This window comes from Sorangium sp. So ce590 (assembly GCF_051521365.1).
Lineage (GTDB): Bacteria > Myxococcota_A > Polyangia > Polyangiales > Polyangiaceae > Sorangium.
On record NZ_CP150346.1, the window covers coordinates 7,037,670 to 7,058,621 of the forward strand.

Annotated in this window: 15 protein-coding genes and 2 pseudogenes; 9 read left to right on the forward strand and 8 right to left on the reverse strand. The window is 67.2% G+C overall.

All coding sequences use genetic code 11. The annotated features are described in order from the left end of the window. Positions 1–15: 15 nt before the first annotated feature. Both WMF28_RS26245 and WMF28_RS26250 read right to left on the reverse strand, forming a co-directional pair. Entirely contained in the window at positions 16–2,232 is a 2,217-nt protein-coding gene (locus tag WMF28_RS26245) for a M12 family metallopeptidase (RefSeq protein ID WP_437596057.1), read from the reverse strand. A 758-nt stretch (positions 2,233–2,990) separates the two neighbouring features. After that, positions 2,991–4,199, reverse strand: coding sequence for a hypothetical protein (locus tag WMF28_RS26250; protein WP_437596058.1), 1,209 nt, complete (start codon positions 4,197–4,199; stop codon positions 2,991–2,993). 84 nt (positions 4,200–4,283) lie between these two features. Here WMF28_RS26250 and WMF28_RS26255 point away from each other — a divergent pair, with 84 nt between their 5' ends. From WMF28_RS26255 to WMF28_RS26265, 3 genes and pseudogenes are all read left to right on the forward strand, one after another. Beyond that, positions 4,284–4,475: a hypothetical protein gene (locus WMF28_RS26255; RefSeq protein WP_437596059.1), complete on the forward strand. Its 192-nt coding sequence runs from the start codon at positions 4,284–4,286 to the stop codon at positions 4,473–4,475. A 3-nt stretch (positions 4,476–4,478) separates the two neighbouring features. Next, positions 4,479–4,868, forward strand: a complete 390-nt coding sequence (locus WMF28_RS26260; protein WP_437596060.1) for a transposase — start codon at positions 4,479–4,481, stop codon at positions 4,866–4,868. 155 nt (positions 4,869–5,023) lie between these two features. Further along, a pseudogene (locus WMF28_RS26265) lies at positions 5,024–5,137 on the forward strand (glutathione S-transferase family protein); the annotation flags it as partial. 9 nt (positions 5,138–5,146) lie between these two features. Here WMF28_RS26265 and WMF28_RS26270 read toward each other — a convergent pair. After that, a complete protein-coding gene (locus WMF28_RS26270; RefSeq protein ID WP_437604314.1) occupies positions 5,147–6,493 on the reverse strand; it encodes a DUF1552 domain-containing protein in 1,347 nt (448 codons plus the stop codon). 449 nt (positions 6,494–6,942) lie between these two features. On the opposite strand from WMF28_RS26270, the gene WMF28_RS26275 reads away from it, so the two are divergent. The 3 genes and pseudogenes from WMF28_RS26275 to WMF28_RS26285 all read left to right on the forward strand — a co-directional run bounded on the left by WMF28_RS26275 (position 6,943) and on the right by WMF28_RS26285 (position 10,308). Beyond that, on the forward strand, positions 6,943–7,224 hold the full coding sequence (locus WMF28_RS26275) for a hypothetical protein (RefSeq protein WP_437596061.1): 282 nt from the start codon (positions 6,943–6,945) through the stop codon (positions 7,222–7,224). A gap of 299 nt (positions 7,225–7,523) precedes the next feature. After that, a pseudogene (locus WMF28_RS26280) lies at positions 7,524–8,090 on the forward strand (type VI secretion system contractile sheath domain-containing protein); the annotation flags it as partial. Positions 8,091–8,193: 103 nt separating this feature from the next. Further along, positions 8,194–10,308 carry a M13 family metallopeptidase gene (locus tag WMF28_RS26285; protein ID WP_437596062.1) on the forward strand — a complete coding sequence of 705 codons (2,115 nt, stop codon included), beginning with the start codon at positions 8,194–8,196 and terminating at the stop codon, positions 10,306–10,308. A gap of 139 nt (positions 10,309–10,447) precedes the next feature. On the opposite strand, the gene WMF28_RS26290 is transcribed toward WMF28_RS26285, so the two are convergent. The 3 genes from WMF28_RS26290 to WMF28_RS26300 all read right to left on the reverse strand — a co-directional run bounded on the left by WMF28_RS26290 (position 10,448) and on the right by WMF28_RS26300 (position 13,042). After that, complete coding sequence (locus tag WMF28_RS26290) at positions 10,448–10,579, reverse strand: hypothetical protein (protein WP_437596063.1); 132 nt, start codon at positions 10,577–10,579, stop codon at positions 10,448–10,450. Next, positions 10,576–11,892 (reverse strand): extracellular catalytic domain type 1 short-chain-length polyhydroxyalkanoate depolymerase, encoded by a 1,317-nt coding sequence (locus WMF28_RS26295; protein WP_437596064.1) that lies wholly within the window; start codon positions 11,890–11,892, stop codon positions 10,576–10,578. The genes WMF28_RS26290 and WMF28_RS26295 overlap by 4 nt, the downstream gene beginning before the upstream one ends. A gap of 784 nt (positions 11,893–12,676) precedes the next feature. Beyond that, positions 12,677–13,042, reverse strand: coding sequence for a hypothetical protein (locus WMF28_RS26300; protein ID WP_437596065.1), 366 nt, complete (start codon positions 13,040–13,042; stop codon positions 12,677–12,679). Between the two features lie 97 nt (positions 13,043–13,139). Here WMF28_RS26300 and WMF28_RS26305 point away from each other — a divergent pair, with 97 nt between their 5' ends. The 3 genes from WMF28_RS26305 (at position 13,140) to WMF28_RS26315 (ending at position 18,213) form a co-directional block, all read left to right on the forward strand. Beyond that, positions 13,140–14,090, forward strand: a complete 951-nt coding sequence (locus WMF28_RS26305) for a glycoside hydrolase family 43 protein (RefSeq protein WP_437596066.1) — start codon at positions 13,140–13,142, stop codon at positions 14,088–14,090. A gap of 207 nt (positions 14,091–14,297) precedes the next feature. Continuing rightward, positions 14,298–16,442 carry a family 43 glycosylhydrolase gene (locus WMF28_RS26310; RefSeq protein ID WP_437596067.1) on the forward strand — a complete coding sequence of 715 codons (2,145 nt, stop codon included), beginning with the start codon at positions 14,298–14,300 and terminating at the stop codon, positions 16,440–16,442. A 283-nt stretch (positions 16,443–16,725) separates the two neighbouring features. After that, positions 16,726–18,213 (forward strand): UxaA family hydrolase, encoded by a 1,488-nt coding sequence (locus WMF28_RS26315; RefSeq protein WP_437596068.1) that lies wholly within the window; start codon positions 16,726–16,728, stop codon positions 18,211–18,213. A gap of 128 nt (positions 18,214–18,341) precedes the next feature. Here the strand turns inward: WMF28_RS26315 and WMF28_RS26320 are convergent, their stop codons facing one another. Then, positions 18,342–19,619, reverse strand: coding sequence for an MFS transporter (locus WMF28_RS26320; RefSeq protein ID WP_437596069.1), 1,278 nt, complete (start codon positions 19,617–19,619; stop codon positions 18,342–18,344). Positions 19,620–19,821: 202 nt separating this feature from the next. Next, positions 19,822–20,952, reverse strand: a complete 1,131-nt coding sequence (locus WMF28_RS26325; RefSeq protein WP_437596070.1) for a mannitol dehydrogenase family protein — start codon at positions 20,950–20,952, stop codon at positions 19,822–19,824.

Sequence of the window (20,952 nt, forward strand, 5' to 3'; positions counted from 1 at the left end):
CACGTCCTGCGCGTGTCAGTACTTCTGGTGGCCTTTCAACACGAGGGCGGTGTCGCCCCAGAAGAGGCTGAACCTGGCGGCGTACGGGCTGCCGACCACCACGTCGGGAATTCCCTGCCCCTGGACGGCGTCGAAATCGTCGCTGGTCACGCCGCTGTCGCCAAGGCCGTTGATGCTTCCGGCGGCCAGCACATCGCCGAAGCGGGCGCCGGCCTGGTTCGTCTGCATCGGGATGTCGCTCTGCTGGAGAAACTTGACTCCTTGGAGAGAGGCGGCTCCCCCCTGGAAGACCGAGATGGCCCCTACGTTCGAATCCTCCCCGGGCGCTCCGACGATGAGCTCGTGCTGCGGCGTGGACTCGACGATGTTCGCCGCGGCCAGCGAACTACCGAATACGTCCCCCGATTCAGGCGTGCTATTCTGCACGAGGGTCTGCTTGCGATGGAAGAGGTTCGGATCAGCGAACAGGTTCTCGTACTCGTAGACGTACACTGCGCCTTTGAGGTTTTGCGTCCACGGCGCGCCGACGGCGATATCATTGGCGCTGCTTCCACGAAAATCACCGATCGCGATCGAATAGCCGAACCCGATTGTGTCCGCATCGGGCCCGAGAACACTCTCGAAATGCGTGACTATCGGCGCCGAGAGGTTGGATGCCGCGACCGGGGCCGCGCCATTGAACACGTCGATCTGGCCATGGGTGTTGAAGGGCGAACCGACGACGAGGTCGATCGTGGTATTGGCGGTGACGCTGCCGATGGCGAGGGCGGAGCCGAACTGGCCGCCGGCGACCGGAGCGAGCTTCTGCGTGCGCCGTACGGAGCTCCCGCTCACGGGGTTGGTCTGGCTGTACAAGAACACGGCCCCCGCGCCATCCGTGCCCGGGGCGCCGACGACCAGCGTCAGCGCCGGATCGGTCGGCCCAGAAGAGCCGGAAGTATACGTCTGCGCGATGCGACCTGCCGCGACCGCGAAGCCGAACCGGGCATTGGCGCGCACGACGTCGGCGCCCTGGGTCTTCTGCGTGTACTTGCGCCAGACTTGCAGCTTGCCGACATCGTCGGGGCGGAACACGGCGACCGCGCCCGCGCTATCCAGGCCATCGACGTCAAGGTACGGAGCACCGACGATCAGCTCGCTTCTACCATCATTGTCGATGTCTGCTGCAGCGAGCGACCTACCGAATTCACCGCCCTCCGCGGTAGCCCAGTTGGCGGTGCTCTGGGTGAGGGTCTGCCAACGATAAATTCCCCGGCTCGTGCCCTTGTAGACACGGACCTCGCCCGCATCCGCCATGCCATCCACCGTCCTGAGCGGAAGACCGACTGCAACGTCGGAGTAACCGTCGCCATCGAAGTCGCCAATGGCGACCGCTCTGCTCGCACCATCATCGCTGGCGGGCGTCGGGAATGGATTGGAGTACATATAGAACACCGAATTGATGTCCTCTCGAGACATCACAGAATTAAACAGTATCGGCGATCCGTCTTTCTTCACGATCGTCGCGCAGAAGGTCCCGCCCATGCCATCCGAAATATTGCACGAGCTCGGCCGGCTGCTGGCGCAAAACTGCCCTGTCGGGTAGTGCATGATGCTCTGATAATCGTAGACCCCCGACGTGAGGGCCTGGCCCGGCTTGGTTTCATACTGGTCTTCGTCGCTGTCGTTGATGCAGGAATTGTTGATCGTCACGTAGTCCAAGCGATCCGAGCGGGACTGCTCGTGGAACAGGCCGACGACGTGCAGCATCTCGTGCATCACCGTGGGCGCGTTCGGCGGCGCATTCGGATCGTTCGGATCTTGGTAGAACGTGACGACTTGCGCTCCTCCGTCGTAGCCGATCTCGTCCGACACCCCCCCTGTGCCGTTGAGTCCTAGGGCGATCACGACATGCGGCTGGAATGGCAGGGGTGAGAAGGGGCAGGTGATTTCCGTGAACGTGACGGGCAATCGGCGCGCCATCTCCGCAAGGGTGCTTCTAATACTCGGCTTCCACGCTTCCGGAACAGTCGAATAAAGCCCGGCCGGAGCAAAGCAGTAGACGATGTTGTCGTTCGGCCAGAATCGATCCCCACCAGTACGCGCGAGCGGCGACTCGGCGCTCGCGATCTCTTCGGAGGCATCTTCGTCGATTGCGGCTCCACTCGAGTCATCGATCGCGACGCACGCGGGCAGCATGCATGCGGTGGCGCTGAGGGACAGGGCAGCGAGCGCGCGGCCAAATCTAAACATGGTCATACCTCGTGTTGGGGCGCGATGTTAATGGTGCGTTTCGTCCGTGGAACATTACATTTACGAGCGCGTGGGACATGGCAGCAGGCACCGTGGGTAGCCCATCCGCTCGAGTCGAGCGGCCCGGGATCCCACGAGTGCAGGTGGCCTCTTATCCGTGACGTCGGTCACTCGGCAGGATCGTTCGGGGTGTGCCGGACGAGAGCCGCGCGACCTGCTCGTTGCCATCGTCAGAGCAGGGAACGTGCCATGGCCGCCCCCGCTGGACCGGACCCGCGATCAGCAGCGGAATCGACGGATATACCGACCGATCCAGGCTGCGCGGGGGTTCGGGAGGCCGCTGCCCAGCGTGACAAGCGGCTCATAGAGCGTGACATGTCACGCCCGGCAGCGTGACATGTCACGCCCGGCAGCGTGACATGTCACGCCCGGCCCCCTGGCATCGCAACCTCTGTGCGCTGGACCAGTAGGGTACAGCTATACGGTAGGATGCCTTCCGCTTGGTGCTACGTCGCGGTAATCCCAGGCGTTTCAGGCGTGGAAGACCTGCCTGATCGCATAAGGCCCGTTCTATCAATGAGCTCGTACCGTCGGACTGCACGAGTCAGGAACGGCTCCGAGAATCTTGACTTTGCGGAACGCGTTTGCTTGTCCTATCCGCCAGGGCGGGGGTGGTGGGTCGGGTGGCGGCAGCGATGCCGCCGCTGCCGCCGCTCCCTCCTGCTCCATCGGAGCCCCCAGCGGCCCAACCCTCCGCGCTATTCTGCCCGCGCGCTCTCTTGCTCTTCCTCCTCCAGCTCTTCGAGCAAGGTTTGCATCTCGGCGTCCCGTGCGGGATCCGCCGCGGCCTCGAGCGCGACGCGGAGCTTCGGTGCGGCCGTCGCTTCGGCAGCGACGCGCAGGCGCGCGCGGGTGTCCTCTTCGCCGCGCGACGCGAGCGCGAGCGCCGCGGCCACGCGCACCGGGGGCGGCTGCCCGCCGTCCTCTAGCACGCGGAAGAGCTGCGCGGGATCGATCGGCGCGCGACGGTGATTCACGTTCGCGCCCACGCCGATCGCGCGGAGATGGGCGATCCACTGGGACGTCGGCCGGCTCCCGCGCACGAGCGCGGCCGCCGTGACGCTGCCATCGGCGGAGCGCTCCGATGCGTCGCGGATCCGCTCGATGATCATCGCGATGGTCGACTCCGCCGGGCCCGAGGTCACAGGGACGGAGACGACCTCGCCGGTCACGAGCGCGAGCTCGACGCCGACCATCGTGCCCTTGTTGTAGGCGCGCTCGAACCGCGAAGCGCGCGCGAGACGCGAATACGGGATGAAGCGGCGCTTCCAGTGCCAGGTGAGCAGCACGCCATCGGCGCCGACGTGGAGCTTCGCGGGCCACGCGGCGAGGATGGTCGCGGCGACCATCGCGAGCGGGATGGCGGCGAGCAGCACGGCCGACTGCAAAACGGCCGCGAGGATGCCGCCTGCGATCGTCGTCACGACGAGCAGCGAGAGCAGCACGGCCAGGAGCCTGCAGCCGCCCCTGAAGGTCTCCAGCGAGGAGACGCTGAAGGACGCGACCGATTGCGAGACGTCGAGGCCCATCGCGCGGAGCAGGCGACGCCCATCGGCCTCGTCGGCCATGACGAGGTCGACGTCGCGCCCGAGCCGCGTGGACAGACGCACGCGGGCTTGATCTCCGGTCCGGAGGAGGACCGCTTGCGTGATCGCGGACCGAGCAAGGAAGCGATCGCCCATACGCACGCCGCTCGCGTCGGCCTCGATCGCCGCGGGGACGCGATCGCGCGCGCCGAGCCGCCATGGCCCTGCGCGCCACGCGAGCCAACCGCCGACCGCGGCGAGCAGCGCCATCAATGCGCCGGGCAGATGGAGCACGCCAGCGAGCAAGGTCACGACGGGCGCGATCACCGCGGCGATCGACAAGCGATCGATCCAGCGCGTCCACGGCCGGGGGAGAAGCACCGAGGTTTCCGTCGATGTGAAGCGTTCGCTCATCGTTCTCAACGAGCTTACGCCCGGCGCGGGCTGCGGAAAACACAGCCGCGCATGGCGCGTGCCCGCTCGGTCACGGATATCGATGTCCTCGAGTGCCCAGCTTGCAAGGGGCGGATGAAGCTCGTCGCCCTGGTGACCGAGCCAGGGAACATCACCCGCTTCCTCTCCGCGCTCGGCGAGCCGACCGACGTTCCGGGTCGCTCACCCAACCGTGGGCCGGTCGTCGCCGCCGCGTTCGTGTAGGTGGTGGACGAAGCCAAGCGCTTTCACCACGCCCACCAGCTCGCCTCCTACCTGGGCCTGGTCCCGGCGTCACCGTGCGCGGGCGACCGCGAGGGGTTGGAGACGTTGTGCCGCTATGGCGCGCGCCCGCCGTTCAGCCTGGAGCGCCTCGCTCTGCTGCCCGACGACCGCATCGCAGCTCGGCTTCGGAGGCCGCGGCGCAACGGCGCCACACACCTCGTGCTCGACGTGCGCCCGCGGCGCTGCCCGCGCCACAGGTTCGAGGCAAACGCGCCCGGTCGCGCAGCGCCGACCGACCCGAGGTGCCCCGACAACCGGCGAGTGGGCGGTAGAAGGCGCATTCGACGTCCTGGCCTCCAGGGCGCAGGGTCGTTCTTGCGCGAGCTGGCTTGACTGCCGCATGCGAGCTCGCGCTCGAGTCTCCCCCAGCGCGCCGCGGGGGCCGTCGTTATCAGGGCGGCGGAGCACGTCCACGCTCGTCTGGTGAATCCGACCCCCGCAGACCGTCGGGTAGAGCTGCAGGTGCCCGCAGACCTTCCAGAAGGTAAGTGCCGTGGTTGACTGACGGAGACGCCTCTGCCTTCGAGAGCGGCGCAATCCTGCTTCATCTAGGTAATCGCAGTGGGGCGCTGATCCCCGCCGATCTGCGCAGCCGCAGCGAGGCTAAATGCCTACGTGAGGTTCGTGAGCGGCCCGGTGCAGTGCGCCAGCGAGCCGAACCTGGTCCGGGTGTCGCCGAACAGGTTCAAGATCGAGACGAGCAGGTTGTTGTGCGGGAGGCTCGGGTACCGGACCCAGCGCCCGGTGCGCAGGCCCCCGCCGCCGCCGGCCAGCAGGAACGGCATGTTCGTCTTGCGGTGGGACGCCGGATCCGAGATCTCGGAGCCGAAGAAGACGACGCTCTCGTCGAGCAGCGAGTGCCCGCCCATGTCGACCTTCTCCATCTCCTGCAAGAGATAGAGGTGCTGCTCCGAGTACCAGGTGTAGATGAACTCGCACTCGGCCGGCTTGAAGCCGCCCATTTCCTGGTAGAAATGGTGGTGCTCGGTCAGGTTCAGCCACGGCAACGTGTACTTCGCCTCGGTGTCGCTCCACTGCAGGGTGCCGACAGCGGTGATGTCGCAGGCGAGCGCCATCACCAGCATGTCCGTCATCAGCTTGCCCACCTTGGGGATCGCCGCGTCGGTCGAGCTGTCCACGATCGAGCCGACGTCGTCTGAGTTGAGCCCCGCGCTCGGGTTGTAGTCGGACGTGTCGACCCGCATCGGGTGCCGGCAAGCGGCCGTCGTGACCGGCGTCGTGCTGAGGCTCTGCTCGATCTCGCGGATCTTCGTCAGGTGCTGGTCGATCTTCTGCTTGTCGGCCGCGCCGAGGCGCGCAGAGAGGGCGGCGTAGCGCCGGTCGAGGAAGTCGAGGATCGATCGCTTCCGCGCGAGGCGACGGGCGGCGTCGTCGCTGGCGCCGGGGTCCAGCGTGCCGAAGAGAGCGGTGAAGATCTCCACCGGATCGAGGCGCGGCGGGATGGGGCTGTACGGCGCGGTGTCCTCGAAGTTGGCGATGTTCATCGGCGTCATCAGGCCGTGGGACTTGCCCGTCGCCCAGCGCACCGCGAGCTGGATGCTCGCCTCCGCCGTCCGACCGGCGGAGATCCGGGAGGCGATCACCTGATCGATGGACGGCCCCGTCGCGTAGCCGCCGTTCGACGCGAGCTCTTGCGGCGTGCCCGTGAGCCAGGCGATGATCCCGCTCTGGTGCTGCTCCCCGAGCGCGCTCTTCATGTCGAGGCCGTCGACGACGAGCAGCCGGTCCTGCACCGGCGCGAGCGGCGCCAGGATGGGACCCAGGGTGAAGCTCGTCTCGGTGCCGGTCGGACGCCAGCGGTCGATCAGGGTCCCGCCGGGCGTGTAGACGGCGAGGAAGCGCCGGGCGGGGGCGGGTTGCGCGCGCGCCGGGCGCTCGGTTCCCATGATCTCCAGCCACGGCAGCGCGACGGCAATGGCGCCGGCGCCTCGCAGCATGGCACGTCGGCTCAAGCGGAATTTCGACATGATAACCACTCCTGTCGTCCAGCCGTGTAGTGGAAAGTCCGCGTCGTTGCCAAAGCGATCTCCGACATCCTCGCTCGACAGCGAGAAGGCCGCCCCCCGTCGTGCCGCCGAAGAGGTCGCGCACGGTGTTGTTGTGGTTTCAACGATGGCAGTAGCAGATCGCCATCGGACCGGCTCACCACGAGAGCAAATATTGCCGGAGCGGAGTTTTCTGTCGCAGCGCAAGCCTGCTGCTCGCCGCGACGTGGCGTGCCTCCCAGCATTGCACCCGCTGGACGATGAACCGAATCTCATGAGACCATCGTCTGTCTCACTCCTTTCGGACCAGCCTTGCCTGGCCGCGCTGCATGTCCTACCCCCTACAACTACGCCAATTTGGAGAGCCTGAGCTGGCAGTACAATCGAAAGGAACACGCCCCATGAGCGCTTTGCCCAAAGGCCCCACCAACAGCATCCTGATGAACCTGCAGGGGATCTCCGACCCGAACGGCTACACGCTTCGCATGCGGAAGCGCTACGGCGATCCGATGTCGCTCCCGAAGATGGACGGCAAACCGGTGCTGGCCACCGGCAGCGTGGAGGGTCTGCGCGCCCTGTTCCGTGGGCGCGCAGGCTGCGCGCGACCCGGGGCCTGCGCAGCTTCCTCGATCCGGAGCTCGCCCGCCGCCGCGCCGAGCCCGCCGAGCGCACCGATATCCTGAGTCTGCTCCTGGAAGCCCGCCAGGAGGACGGGACGGCGCTCGACGACCAGCAGATCTTCGAGCAGCTGCACACGCTGCTCTTCGCGGGGCACAGCACGACCAGTAGGGTACAGCTATACGGTAGGATGCCTTCCGCTTGGTGCTACGTCGCGGTAATCCCAGGCGTTTCAGGCGTGGAAGACCTGCCTGATCGCATAAGGCCCGTTCTGTCAATGAGCTCGTGCAGTCGGACTGCACGAGTCAGGAACGGCTCCGAGAATCTTCACTTTGCGGAACGCGTTTGCTTGTCCTATCCGCGCGGCACGGTCGAGGGGCTCACGCTCCACGAGTACGAGGCGCTCGGCGCCATCCAGACGAAGATCCCGACCGAGATCATGCTGACCGAGCGCCGCGAGTTCGAGCTCAGCGAGGAGGGCTTCATCGGGCTCACGTTCCGCAAGGACACGGACAACGCGTGCTTCTTCTCCGCGAACTCGGCGCAAAAGCCCGAGTACTTCGGCCAGAGCGATGAGGGGCGCGCCGCCGAGATCAACTACCGGCTCGGCACACAGCTGCCTTACGTCTTCCTCGTCAGCCGGCTCGCCCACTACCTCAAGGTCATGCAGCGCGAGCAGATCGGCACCTGGAAGGAGCGCGGCGACCTCGAGCGCGAGCTGAACGGCTGGCTCAGCCAGTATGTCGCGGACATGGATGTCGTGTCGCCCGCCGTGCGCTCGCGCAGGCCGCTCCGCAAGGGGCGGACCTCTGTGACCGAGGTCGAGGGGAGCGCGGGCTGGTACCGGGTCCACCTCGAGGTGCGCCCGCACCTCAAGTACATGGGGGCCTATTTCACCCTGAGCCTGATGGGCAAGCTCGACCGGGAGTGAGGCCGGGCCCGCTCCGGGCAGATGCGGGCGCGACAGCGCGGGATCCCACGGCGGGCGGCCATCGGCGAGCCCGCGCAACGGCCGGCCCGTGGTAGAGCGCTGTATGCGCACGCACCGACAGCCTGCCGCTCCCCTCGCGCTCACCGTGGCCCTGTCCGCGCTGGCGGCCTGCGGCCCCGCCGCGAGCCCGCCGCCGGCGCCCCCGCCCCCCGCGGTGAAGGCGCTGATGCCGCCGGCGCCGCAGGGCCTCCCTGTCGTCGAAACGAAGCTCGAGAGCGTCGGGCTCGACGAGGCCGCGCTCGACCGATCGGCGAACCCCTGCGAGGACTTCTACCAGTTCGCGTGCGGCGGATGGCTGGCGAAGACCGAGATCCCGGGGGACGAGTCCTACTGGATGCGGAGCTTCAACGAGATCGAGAAGCGCAACGAGGCGGAGCTCCGGCGCATCCTGGAGGACGCCGCGAGCGCCGGCGACCGGGATCCGGTGACCAAGAAGATCGGCGCCTACTACGGCGCGTGCATGGACGAGCCCGCGGTCGAGGCCGCCGGCGCGAAGCCCGTCGCGGACCTCCTCGCGAAGGCGCGGCGGGTGCGCGACCCGAAGGGCCTCGGGGCGCTCGTCACCGAGCTCCACCGCCGCCGCATCTGGGCGCTGTTCGACGTCGAATCCGCGCAGGACATGAAGGACGCGACGCGCGTCATCGCGCAGCTCGACCAGAGCGGGCTCGGCCTGCCAGACCGCGACTACTACCTCAACGAGGACGACAAATCGAAGGCGCTCCGCAAGACCTACGAGGAGCACGTCGCGCGGATGATGCGGCTCGCCGGGGCGCAGGAGGCGGCGGCGAAGGCGGCGGCGCTCGACGTTTTGCAGATCGAGACCGAGCTCGCGAAGATCTCGAAGACGCGGGTCGAGCGACGGGACCCGGCGGGCCTCTACAACAAGCTCGACCGGGCGGCGCTCGCGAAGGCCGCGCCGGCGTTCTCGTGGGACGCGTATTTCCAGGGGCTCGGCCTCCAGGACGTCAAGGAGGTCAACGTGACCTCCGTCCGGTTCTTCGAGGGGCTCTCCCGGCTGCTCACGTCGGTGAAGCCCGCCGCGTGGCAGAGCTACCTTTCGTGGCACGTGGTGCGCTCCATGGCGCCCGCGCTGCCCAAGGCGTTCGTCGACGAGAGCTTCACGCTGCAGGCCGCGCTCACCGGGCAGAAGGAGGTGCGGCCGCGCTGGAAGCGCTGCGTGGACGCGACCGACAACGCGCTCGGCGAGCTGCTCGCGCAGCCGTTCGTCAAGACGAGCTTCCCCGGCGCGAGCAAGCCTGCGGCCGAGGCGATGGTGCACCAGATCAGCGACGCGTTCGCGCGCAACGTCCGGGCGCTCGACTGGATGGATGAGGGCACGCGGCAGCGCGCGCTCGCCAAGCTCGCCGCGATGGCGTACCTCATCGGATATCCCGACAAGTGGAGGAGCTACGATTTCGAGGTCGATCCGAGGTCGTACGCGAAGAACGCGCTCGCCGCGCGCGCCTTCCACACGCAGTGGGACCTCGGGAAGATCGACAAGCCGCTCGATCGCGACGAGTGGCAGATGAGCCCGCCGACCGTGAACGCCTATTACGACCCGCAGCGCAACCACATGGTCTTCCCGGCTGGCATCCTGCAGCCGCCGTTCTACAGCGTGAGCTCGGCCGCGGCGGTGAACCTCGGCGGCATCGGCATGGTGGTCGGGCACGAGCTCACGCACGGGTTCGACGACGAGGGCTCCCAGTTCGACCAGAAGGGCAACCTGGAGGACTGGTGGTCGAAGGAGGTCGGGGCGGCGTTCAAGGAGAAGACCGCCTGCGTCGAGGCGCAGTACTCGGCCTTCGAGGCGCTGCCGGGGCTGAAGCTGAACGGCAAGCTGACGCTGGGCGAGAACATCGCGGATCTCGGGGGCGTGAAGCTCGCGTTCATGGCGTACCGCGCGATGCGCAAGGGCGCGGCGGAGCAGACGGTCGCGAGCGGCTTCACGGAAGATCAGCAGTTCTTCCTCGCGCACGGGCAGTCCTGGTGCGGCAAGCTGCGCGACGAGGCGCTCCGGCTGATGGTCCAGGTGAACCCGCACTCCCCGCCGCGGTTCCGCGTCAACGGGCCGCTCGCGAACCTCCCGGAGTTCGGCGAGGCCTTCAAGTGCGCGCCGGGCACGCCGATGCGGCCGACCAAGACGTGCGCTGTCTGGTAGCCGCGGGCGGCAGGCTCGGTTAAACGAGCCTCCATGATCCTGATTGGCCAGTACGACTCTCCCTTCGTGCGCCGCGTCGCCCGCGGTGAAGGGCCCCCGGAATCACCGGTCCCACCGTACAGCCACGCTGCTCTGGGCGTCAGTCGTCCCACGCGCAGATGTACGAGGTGTCGATGTTGCCGTCGTCCCAGCTGCCGTCGGCAACCATCTTCACCCAGCGCTCGTTCGCGGGGTTGTCCGGCTGGCCCGGCTGCCAGTGCATGTAGGTCACCGGGCTGCCATTGTCCTCCGACGACGACGGATCAAGGTCGAAAGTGCAACTGCCAGAGCAACCAGGGAAGTCTTGACGGACTCCCCTGAATCGGCCCTGCCGACCGCGCACGACCCAGAATCAGCGCTACCGGCCGGGCCACCAGCCGTGACGGCGCCACCCGTTCCACTGCTCCCGCCGCTTCCGCCTGCGGTGCCGCTTCCGCCTGCGGTGCCGCTCGACCCCGTGCTCCCAGCGGTCCCGCCGCTCGTGCCGCCCTGCCCCTGTCCGCCTCCCCCACCCTCTCCGCCGGTTCCGCCCGCGCCGCCGGTTCCACCCGCGCCGCCGCTTCCGCCCGCCCCACCGCTGCACTCCTCTATCTCGGGATCGACCGGCCCGGTCTTGTCGAGACCCAGAAAGGGGATGACGTACTCAGCGGGGAATAACGCGTCGGATGGGCCGTGATCACCGCCAATCGAGGTGAACGCGTCGAGGACCACGTAGCCGCACTCATTCTCCCAGCGCTGCCGCGTCGCATCGTGATTGCCGAGCCGGACTCCCGTATCGGTCGACGTCGGGCTCGCGCCCACGCCCAGAACATTGGTCCATTGCTTGATGGCCTCCGTGTGGTTCGGGTACCTGATGATAGTGTCCGCGTCGCCGTGGAAAAGCTGCAGCCGCGGGCGATGTCCCGCATACCCGGGGGCCAGCGCACGGGCGATGTCCCCCCATTCTTGCGCGTTGTGGGTCACCGAGCCGCCCGCGCACGCTCCGCTATATCCGCCGCTGTTGCCTGATTCGTTGGCTGCGCGGCACCCGGCCGGCATGCCCGCGAACGCGGCGCCTGCTTTGAAGACGTCCGGGTAGAGGGCAAGCAGGAGCTCGGTCATCATGCCGCCGGACGAATCTCCCGTCGCATAGACGCGATCCGCGTTGCCTCCGTACGTGTCGAGCGCGTACTTCACCATCTGCCTGATGGCGTGACTGTCGCCACCGCCTTCGCGCGTGCGAGTCTTGTCCGAGACGACGTCCCAGCATCTTCCGCTGCTGGGGACGACCATGATGAAGCCATAGTCGTCCGCCGCGTCGACGATGCCCCCGCCCCGCGCCTGACCAAACACTGCACTGGCGGTCCCGCCGCAGTAATGCACCAGAGTCAGAATCGGAGGATTCGGCGCCACGTGGTCCGGGGCATAGACGTACATGCTCACGTCACCAGGCAGACCGCTCACCCCCCAGTCCTTGACCTGCTGCAACGTCGCCGCTCCCGCGGAGGGTACCGACCCCAGCATGGCTGCCAGCAAGGCGCCCCAGGCAGTCCAATTTCGGCTCATGATGGAGTTCTCTCCTGTGTGTGAATTTGCTCTCTCGAACCAAGCAAGGTTGCGACAACATGGCGCCGGCGCTGTCACTGGCGAATCGCCACGCTCACCTCAGGTGACAGAAGGTTCCTTACGCGATCCGCCTTCCTCTTGCTGACGATGGCGAAGCAAAAGGATACCAATCGGGTCGATTGTGAGCGTTCACATCGACAACGTCAATTCCAATCGACCGGCACGCGGTGTCCTCCAGCCCGAGGGAGAAGATGCTGGCGGGACGCCTCTGGAGCGCGGCGTCACGAGGAGCGATCCTCCCTCGTTCGCCCTCTCTCGGCGAGGGTGTTCGCCGAGCTCGTCGTCGAGGGAATCCGGGCGCAAGCTCCGGAGCTCGCCGCGGCGGCCGTGAGCTCGTCGCCGGGCCATTTCGGTTGACGCCGCTGATGTGAGCGCTCACAATTGCTCGCGAACCACCCCTTCGCTTTGTCCAGGACAGGCCGTCGAGCGCGCAGGGCGCTCGTCCTCGGGATCGATCCCGGCACGGCTCCGCTCGCTCGAACCAGCTGTGGACCAGGATGTGATCCCGAGCTCCGGACATCGGACCGGGCGGGCGCCGGCGTCCATCGGCGCAGCAACTACGCGGGAAACAGAGGAGCGAGATGGCACGTTCGGGAAGCAGATCGAGAGCACGATTCCTAGTGGCGCTCTTATGGACCTCCGGGTGCAGCGACCCGGTGACGACGACCGGCGGAGACGCAGGACCCGATGCCGAGCCCCCCGCGTGCTCCGAGGGCACCTGGGATCACGATGGCGATAGCGCGACGAGCTGCGTCGCATGGACAGGCTGCACCGCAGGCACCTTCGCTAGCGCCGAGGGCTCGCCCACGGCGGACCGGCGGTGCACGGCGTGCCCGGAGCACACCTTCAGCGACACGATGAACGCGCCGAGCTGCAGGATGCACACGCCCTGCGCGCCTGGGACGAGGCAGACCGCGCCGGGGACGAGCACCACGCCCGCGCAGTGTGACGGCTGCTCGCCGGGCACGTACTGCGCAGGCGGGACCGCCGCGCCTGTCGATTGCGCGGACGGCACCTGGGACGACGACGCCGATCCCGCAACGACATGCGTCGCGTGGACCGACTGCGTGCCAGGGGAGCTCGTCGGCACGGGGGGAAGCAGCACCACGGACCGCAGCTGCGTCAAGTGTACGAACGGCGACCACACGGCCACGATGAATGCAACCAGCTGCTCCCCGGGTGCCTGGGTGCTGAGCTACTTCGGGCCGCATCAGGACGTGGCGAGCGATTCGCTGCATCTCGCCTACAGCACCGACGGGCTAAACTGGTCGACCCTCGCCAATGGCCAGCCTGCGTACCAGCTCACCGGGATGGGCACGAATCACATCCGCGATCCGTTCCTGTTCCGCAAGAACGATGGAACGTACACCTATATCGCCACGGACTGGACGCTCTCGGAGAACGACTCGAACTACTGGAACCATCCGAGCTCCAAGATCTTCGTGGCGGACTCGACCGATCTCATCACCTTCACGAATCCCCGGTTGATCACGCTCACGAACCTTCCGGGCCCCAGGGCCACCCCGATGCACGCGTGGGCCCCGGAGGCTTACTACGACCCCGATCGCAAGCTCTATGCGATCATCTGGTCCGGGAACGACACCACGGGCGCGAACCGCATCTACGTCAGCTACACCGAGGACTTCGTCACCATCGTCAACCCGACACCCGACGTGCTCTTAGATCCGGGCTACAGCGTCATCGACGCGACGATCACGCAATGGAATGACCGCAACTACCTCTTCTTCAAGGACGAGACGGACAGCAGCGGGAGTGCGCTCACCGGATCGGGCAAGGACATCCAGATCGCGCGCTCCTCGACGCTCGCGCTCGATCCGGCGACGTTCACGCGATGGAGTCCGGACTACATCACGCGCGGGTCGACGCAGAGCAGTAGACGAGCGACGGAGGGGCCGTTTGTCATCAAGGATCCGCGGCAGAGTCGATGGTACCTGTTCGCCGACTACTACCTGAACGGCGGTGTGTTCGGGTGCTGGAGCACGACGGATCTCGACGCGGATCCGGGCTCTTGGACGGAGCTCCCGAGCGCGCAGTACCGCTTTCCGTCCGGCGTGCGCCACGCGAACGCGGTCCGGGTCACGCAGGCGGAGCTCGACGCGATCATCGCCCACTACTGAACATTCTACCGGACCCACTGACGGGTAGAGTTTCCCCTTATCATGCGCGCACCGAGATCTTCCCATCCAGAGTGCACTTCCCTCTCTGCGCCACGGGTTGCGCTCACGGCGGCAGCTTTCGCCTTCGCCGCACTGCTCGTGGTGGTCGGGTGCTCGGATGGGCCCTCGACCGATGCGCCGGACGCGTCGACCAATTCATTGCGGATCATGACGGCGGGCACAGCGCTCAGCACCTCGGAGTCCGGCGGGCGGGTGACCGTGCGCGTGGCGCTCGACGGCGCGCCGAGCGCGCCGATCATGGTGCCGGTCTCGAGCTCGGATGCGACCGAAGGCTTCGTCTCGCCGGCGACCATCTCCTTCACGGTGGAAGATTGGAGCGTCCCTCGAGAGATCACGGTCACGGGGGTGGACGATGCGGAGAGCGATGGGGATCAGATCTTCCGCGTCCGCTTCGGGCCCTCGGTCTCTGCAGACCCAGCGTGCGACGGCCTCGTCGCGGAGTCCGCTGACATCACGAACACGGACGACGACGGTCCAGGGACGGCAGCGATCGTCGTCAGCGACCCGTCGGGGACCCTCGCCGAGCGCGGCGCGCCCGTGACATTCACCGTGCTCCTCGCATCGCAGCCGAGCGCGCCCGTGACGATCGCTCTCAGCGTCAGCGACACGACCGAGGCGACGCTGAGCCATGCGGACCTGACGTTCACGGAGGCGAACTGGAGCACGGCGCAGACCGTGACCTTGAGCAGCGTCGATGACTGGCAGGTTGACGGAGCTCAGCCCGTACGCGTCGTCTTCGACTCACCGGCCAGCGAGGACCCCGAGTATGCGGCCCTCGCCTCCCCCGCTGTTCTCGAGCTCTCCAATCTCGACGACGACGTCGGAGGGGGCTACCAGATTCGCACGACGCACAAGGAGGACGCCCCGCTCTACGTCGCGCACTCCTATTATCACGCGATGATCACCAACCTCGACGACAGGGCAAACAACCAGCTTCCTGCCGACTTCCAGTGGAGAGTGGTGCCCGGCCTGGCGAACCCGGATGATCCGACGCTGGTGTCGTTCGAGCCTGTGAGTTTCGGCGGTCGCTACCTGCACGTCGACAGGATGAATTCGACCCGGTACCCGCTGCAGAATGAGACGTCCAACCGGGCTAGCGGGCTCTGGCAGACCCCACCCGAAGAGAGGAGTCACCTTCTGTGGATCGACGTGTTCACGGATACCACCACGTTCCGGAGGGACGCCACGTTCCGGATCGTGCCCGCGCTGAACGGGGATCCGACGATGGTGTCGCTGCAGTGGTACTCAGATGCGACACGTTATCTCCGGCACCTGAACTACCAGATCTATGCGCACGTGCTCGACGGTACGGCGGTCGAGAACTCGGAGGCGTCGTTCGCGCTCGAACCGCTCGGCTATTTGATCTCGCAGCGCGCCGATCCCCACATCAAGCGGCATACGGACGGTTACTACTACTTCACCGCGAGCGTGCCGACGTACGATCACATCGAGATCAGGCGCGCGACCACGATACGAGGCCTGGCCAGCGCGACCCCGAAGGTCGTCTGGACGAAGCACGCGACCGGCCCGATGGCGGCGCACATCTGGGCGCCCGAGCTACATTTCATCGACGGCAAGTGGTACATCTACTTCGCCGCCGGAAGCTCGACCAACATCTGGGCCATTCGCATGTATGCGCTCGAGAACTCATCGGCCAACCCGATGGATGGCACGTGGATCGAGCGAGGGCAGATCGTGACGGACTCGGACACCTTCGCGCTCGACGCGACGACGTTCGAGCACGACGGCAAGCGCTATCTCGTGTGGGCGCAGGAGGACCCCAGCGTCGTGGGCGACAACAGCAGCTTGTTCATCGCGGCCATGGTGAACCCGTGGACGCTGGCCAGGCCCAACGTGCGGATCGCCAGGCCCGAGCACGCCTGGGAGACGGCGGGGTTCGCGGTCAACGAAGGTGCTGCCGTGCTCGAGCGGAATGGGCGGGTCTTCATCAGCTACTCAGCGAGCGCGACGGACGACCGCTACTGCCTCGGCCTGCTCACGGGGAGCGCGACGGACGACCTGCTGAGCGCAAGCTCGTGGACGAAGAACGAGAATCCAGTGTTCGTCAGCGCAAACGGGCTGTATGGCCCGGGCCACAACTCGTTCACGACCTCGGCGGATGGATCGATCGACGTGCTCGTGTACCACGCGCGGAACTACGAGAAGATCACGGGGGACCCGCTCTACGACCCGAACCGTCACACGCGCGTCCAGCGGCTCGAATGGAACGCAGACGGAACGCCGAACTTCGGCGTACCGCTCCTGAACGGCGCGAATACGATTGGCGACTGACTGTTTCGCGGAGGAATCGAGCACGAGCAGCGAGGTGGGGAGCTCAGCACGAGGCGGTGAATTTCACGATCGCATTCCCGCTCGATCGTGAACGAAGCGTCGTTGTTCTGCGTCGTCCCGCCGTCGACCGTCGCCGCGCGACGCCCCGCGCCGCAAGCTCGGGCGGGGACAGGCGGTCTTCGTGCAGTATCAGCGGCCTGGCCATGGCGGTTCCTCGCGACACCCGTCCTTGCGGCGTCGCGCAGACTTGCCGCGCCAAACGACACCGGTTACCGTCGATGACATGAGCTTGGCAGCCTCCCTGTTGCAGATCGATCCCCGAGATGATGTGGCCGTCGCCGTGCGCGGCATAACCGCCGGTGATTCGGTGGCCGGCGCGATCACCGCCCGCGTCGACATCCCCGCCGGGCACAAGGTGGCGCTGCGCGCGATGGCCGCTGGCGAGCTGGTGCGGAAGTACGGCTGGCCAATCGGACGGGCGACAGTGGACATCCAGCCGGGCGACCACGTGCACACGCACAACCTGGCCACCGCGCTCTCCGGCCTCGACACCTACGCCTACGAGCCCACGAACCCTGAGCCCCTTCCTGCCACCGAGGACCGCACCTTCATGGGCTACCGGCGGAAGAACGGGCGGGTGGGCACCCGCAACGAGATCTGGATCCTGTCGACGGTGGGCTGCGTCTCGCGCACCGCCCAGAAGGTGGCCGCCGAGGCGGACAAACGCTTCAAGGGCCGGGTGGACGGGGTCTACGCCCTTACCCATCCCTTCGGCTGCTCCCAGCTGGGGGGCGATCTCGAGGCCACCCGCCGGATGACCGTGGCCCTGGCCGGCCACCCGAACGCGGGCGGAGCGCTGATCATCGGCCTGGGCTGCGAGAACAACCAGCTCGGCCCGCTCCTCGGGAGCGCCTCGCACCTCGATCCCAATCGCCTGCGGTCGTTCACCGCCCAGACGGCCGAGGACGAGCTCGAGGCGGGCCTCGAGGCCGTCGAGGAACTGGTGAGGATCGTCGAGCAGGACCGCCGCGAGCCCTGCCCCGCCTCGGACCTGGTGATCGGTCTCAAGTGCGGCGGCTCGGACGGCTTCTCGGGGCTGACCGCCAACCCGCTGGTGGGCCGCATCGCTGACAAGGTCTGCGCCGCCGGCGGCTCGGCCATCCTGACCGAGATCCCGGAGATCTTCGGCGCCGAGCGCCTGCTCATGACCCGCGCCGAGAGCGAGGCGGTCTATGAGGACATCGTCGGCGTGGTGAACAACTTCAAGAGCTACTTCATCGCCCACGGCGAGCCGGTGTCGGAGAACCCCTCGCCCGGCAACATCGCCGGCGGCATCACAACGCTGGAGGAGAAGTCCCTGGGCGCGGTGCAGAAGGCCGGCCGCGCCCCGGTGACCGAGGTGGTCCATTACGGCGGGCAGATCCGCGGCACGCCGGGCGTGGCTCTGCTGGAGGCCCCCGGCAACGATGCGGTCTCGTCCACAGCGCTCACAGCCGCCGGCGCGACGGTCATCCTCTTCACCACCGGCCGGGGCACGCCCCTCGGTTTCCCCGTGCCGACCCTCAAGCTCGCCACCAACTCCAGCCTAGCCCAGCGCAAGCAGCGCTGGATCGACTTCGACGCCGGTCGCATCGCTTCGGGCGAATCCATGGACGCGGCCGCCGACGCCCTGATGGACCTGGTGTTGGCCACCGCCTCGGGCCGTCCAACCCGCGCCGAGGAGAACGGCGAGCGCGAGATCGCACTTTGGAAGCGGGGCGTCACCCTTTGAGCCGAAAGCGCCTGTCGGAGGCCAGGCTCGGCCTCGCTCCGCCGCACGTCGAACGGCCCGCCTAGCCTCCTCCGGTCACCGAGCCGGATGGACGACCTCATGCTGCGCTATTGGGCGAAAATTCTCTGTCAAACTCCGGGCTGGGGGACCTCGCGGCGATCGGCGCCGACCTGGAGCGGCTCGATCTTGCCGACGATGACGAGGTAGCTGAACGCGCCGAGCAGGCAAAAGCCGCCCGCCACGACGAGCGGGATCGTGAACGATCCCTTGGTCAGCGAGAGCATCACGCCGGTGAACGTCGTGATGACGATGCCGGCCAGATTCGACGCAAAGTTCTGGATGCCGCTGATCGAAGCCACATGGCGCGGCGTGGGCGCGACGTCGCCGGGAAGGGACCAGACGCTGGCGCCAGCGAACGCAAGACTCGCGTAGGAGATGCCGAAGAAGGCGAGCATCAGATAGATGTTGGAGGTCATTGCCGACAACGTGATCGCCGACGACACCAGCATGCCGCCGACCATGCAGGTCTTGCGTGCCGCGGTGAGGCTCCAGCCACGGCGATAGAGCGCGTCGGAGACGAAGCCGCCGATCCAGCCGCCCGGAATCGCCATCAGCGCGGGGATCATGCCGAGCGTGCCGAGCGACTTGAGCGAAAAGCCGCGCGTTTGCACGAGGTAGCTCGGGAACCACGTGATGAAGAAGTAGTTGGTGAAGTTGAGGCAGAAGAAGCCGAGCATCATGCCCCAGAGCGTGCGATGGCGGAAAAGCGACGCCCACGTCACGTTGTTTTGCGCGTCCTCGGCGGGCGCTGCGTGGACGACGTCCTGCTCGCCCGTCATGTCGCCATGTGCGGGGCTGCGGTAGATGACGACCCAGCCGAGGATCCACACCGCGCCGAACAGGCCCGTGATGATGAAGGCCGTCTTCCATCCGAGCGTGTCGACGATGAGCGCGACCAGGGGAATCGACAGCGCCGAGCCGACGCGCGCACCGCTGTCGAAGATGCCCGTCGCGAGCGCGCGCTCGCGCGGCTTGAACCATTGGCTCACAAGCTTGGCGCAGGCCGGGTAGGCGCCGGCTTCGCCTACGCCGAGCAGCAATCGGCAGCCGAACATGGCCGCGACGCTCGACGCGCCGGCGGTCGCCGCGGTGAAGAGCGACCACCAGCCGACGGCGATCGGCAGCGCGATGCGTGCGCCCACACGGTCGACGAACCAGCCGAACGGCATCTGCATGAGCGCGTAGGTCCAGAAGAAGCCGCTCATGATAAACCCCATCTGGGCGGGGCCGATGCCGAGCTCCTTCTCGATCTGGGGCGCCGCGACCGCCAGATTGGCGCGATCGATGTAGTTGATGGCGACGGCGAGAAAGCACAGAAGAAGCACGACCCAACGCATCTTTCTCATCTGCATGTCTCCTTTGATACGGCATCTGTTCGTGCGATCGGCAGCTCTCGCGCGCTGCCCGTCGAGCGGCGCTGCCTTGCGGTACGTCGCGCGGGCGGTGCAACGGCGACCGCATCGGGTTGTCTTGGTTATCGGCGCGGCGATCGCGGCGGCTCGCGCGGCCCGTCGATTGAGCGAAGCCGCCTGTGGCAGCCTCGCATGCTCATGCGGGCACGGCCGCGCGGAGCGCCGCGTGCAGCCGGGGCTGCTCGAGGTTCAGGCCGAGCTCGTGCGCGAGCTCGATCACGGGCCCGAAGCGGCGTCGCTTCTTCTCGCCATGGTTGCGCGCGATATCGGAGAGCCGGTGATCGAGGAATGGGTTCTGGAAGCGCTGGCGCACCTCGTCGAGGTAGGCCCGCGCGGCAGCACCCTTGCCGAGCGCATCGAAGACGGGCACCACCTCGTCGCGCCAGAGCGCCTCGAGATCGGCGCGCAAGGCCGGATCGCGCATCGCGTGCAGCGTGTTCTCGTCCGCGGGGCGCCCGCCGAGCTGCCAGCGCTCGGCGAGGTAGGTGTGCCCGAGGTTCAGCAACAGCAGCTTCAAGCGTTCGTAATGGAGCAGGTCGTCCGTCACGATCATCGCTTCATGCTGGCACGGCAGCACCATCCCCTCGCGCCGCTCGATCGCCCAGAGCGCGTAGGGCTCGGCGATCGCGCCGACGGGGCGGATCGGCTCGGAGACGATCCGGTCGACGAGCGAATTCACCCAGATGCACGTGTGCTCGATGTAGCGCAGGAAGGCGGCATCGGCGTCCCATTGGCGCGCGACGCCGGCGACGAGCGCACGCAGCGTGTCACCGTTGTTCGAGACGAGCTCGCAAGGCAGCAGCGTGAGCGGCGCGGCGCCCGCCTCGAAGCGTGCGCGCAGCAGTACGACGAGCTTCGCGGCGAACCCGCGCGGCACGCCCGCGCCGGGCGCGAGCAATGTCGCTGTGTCCTCGGGCGAGCAGACGTATCCGCTGTCGCTCGTGTTCGAGATCACGACGCGCGCATCCTTCGCGAAGCGCTCGCGCACGAGCGGCCAATCGGTGTTCGCGTCGAGCGCCTCCGTGATCGAGCCGCATTCGATCGTCGTGTCGACGACCTCTTCGCGGCACAGCCCGCGGATCCGCACGGGGTGACGCCCGCGCGCGCGCAGCGCATCGACGCGCGCGCGGCTCTCGGGGTTCGACGTGGTCTGCACCACGGTGACCGTCCCGAGCGCGCTGCCGGCGAGAAGCGCCTCCGAGATGAAAAGGTCCGCGTGGGCCTGCAGGAACCGGCTCGTGCCGAACTGAAGAATCGGATTGCCCAT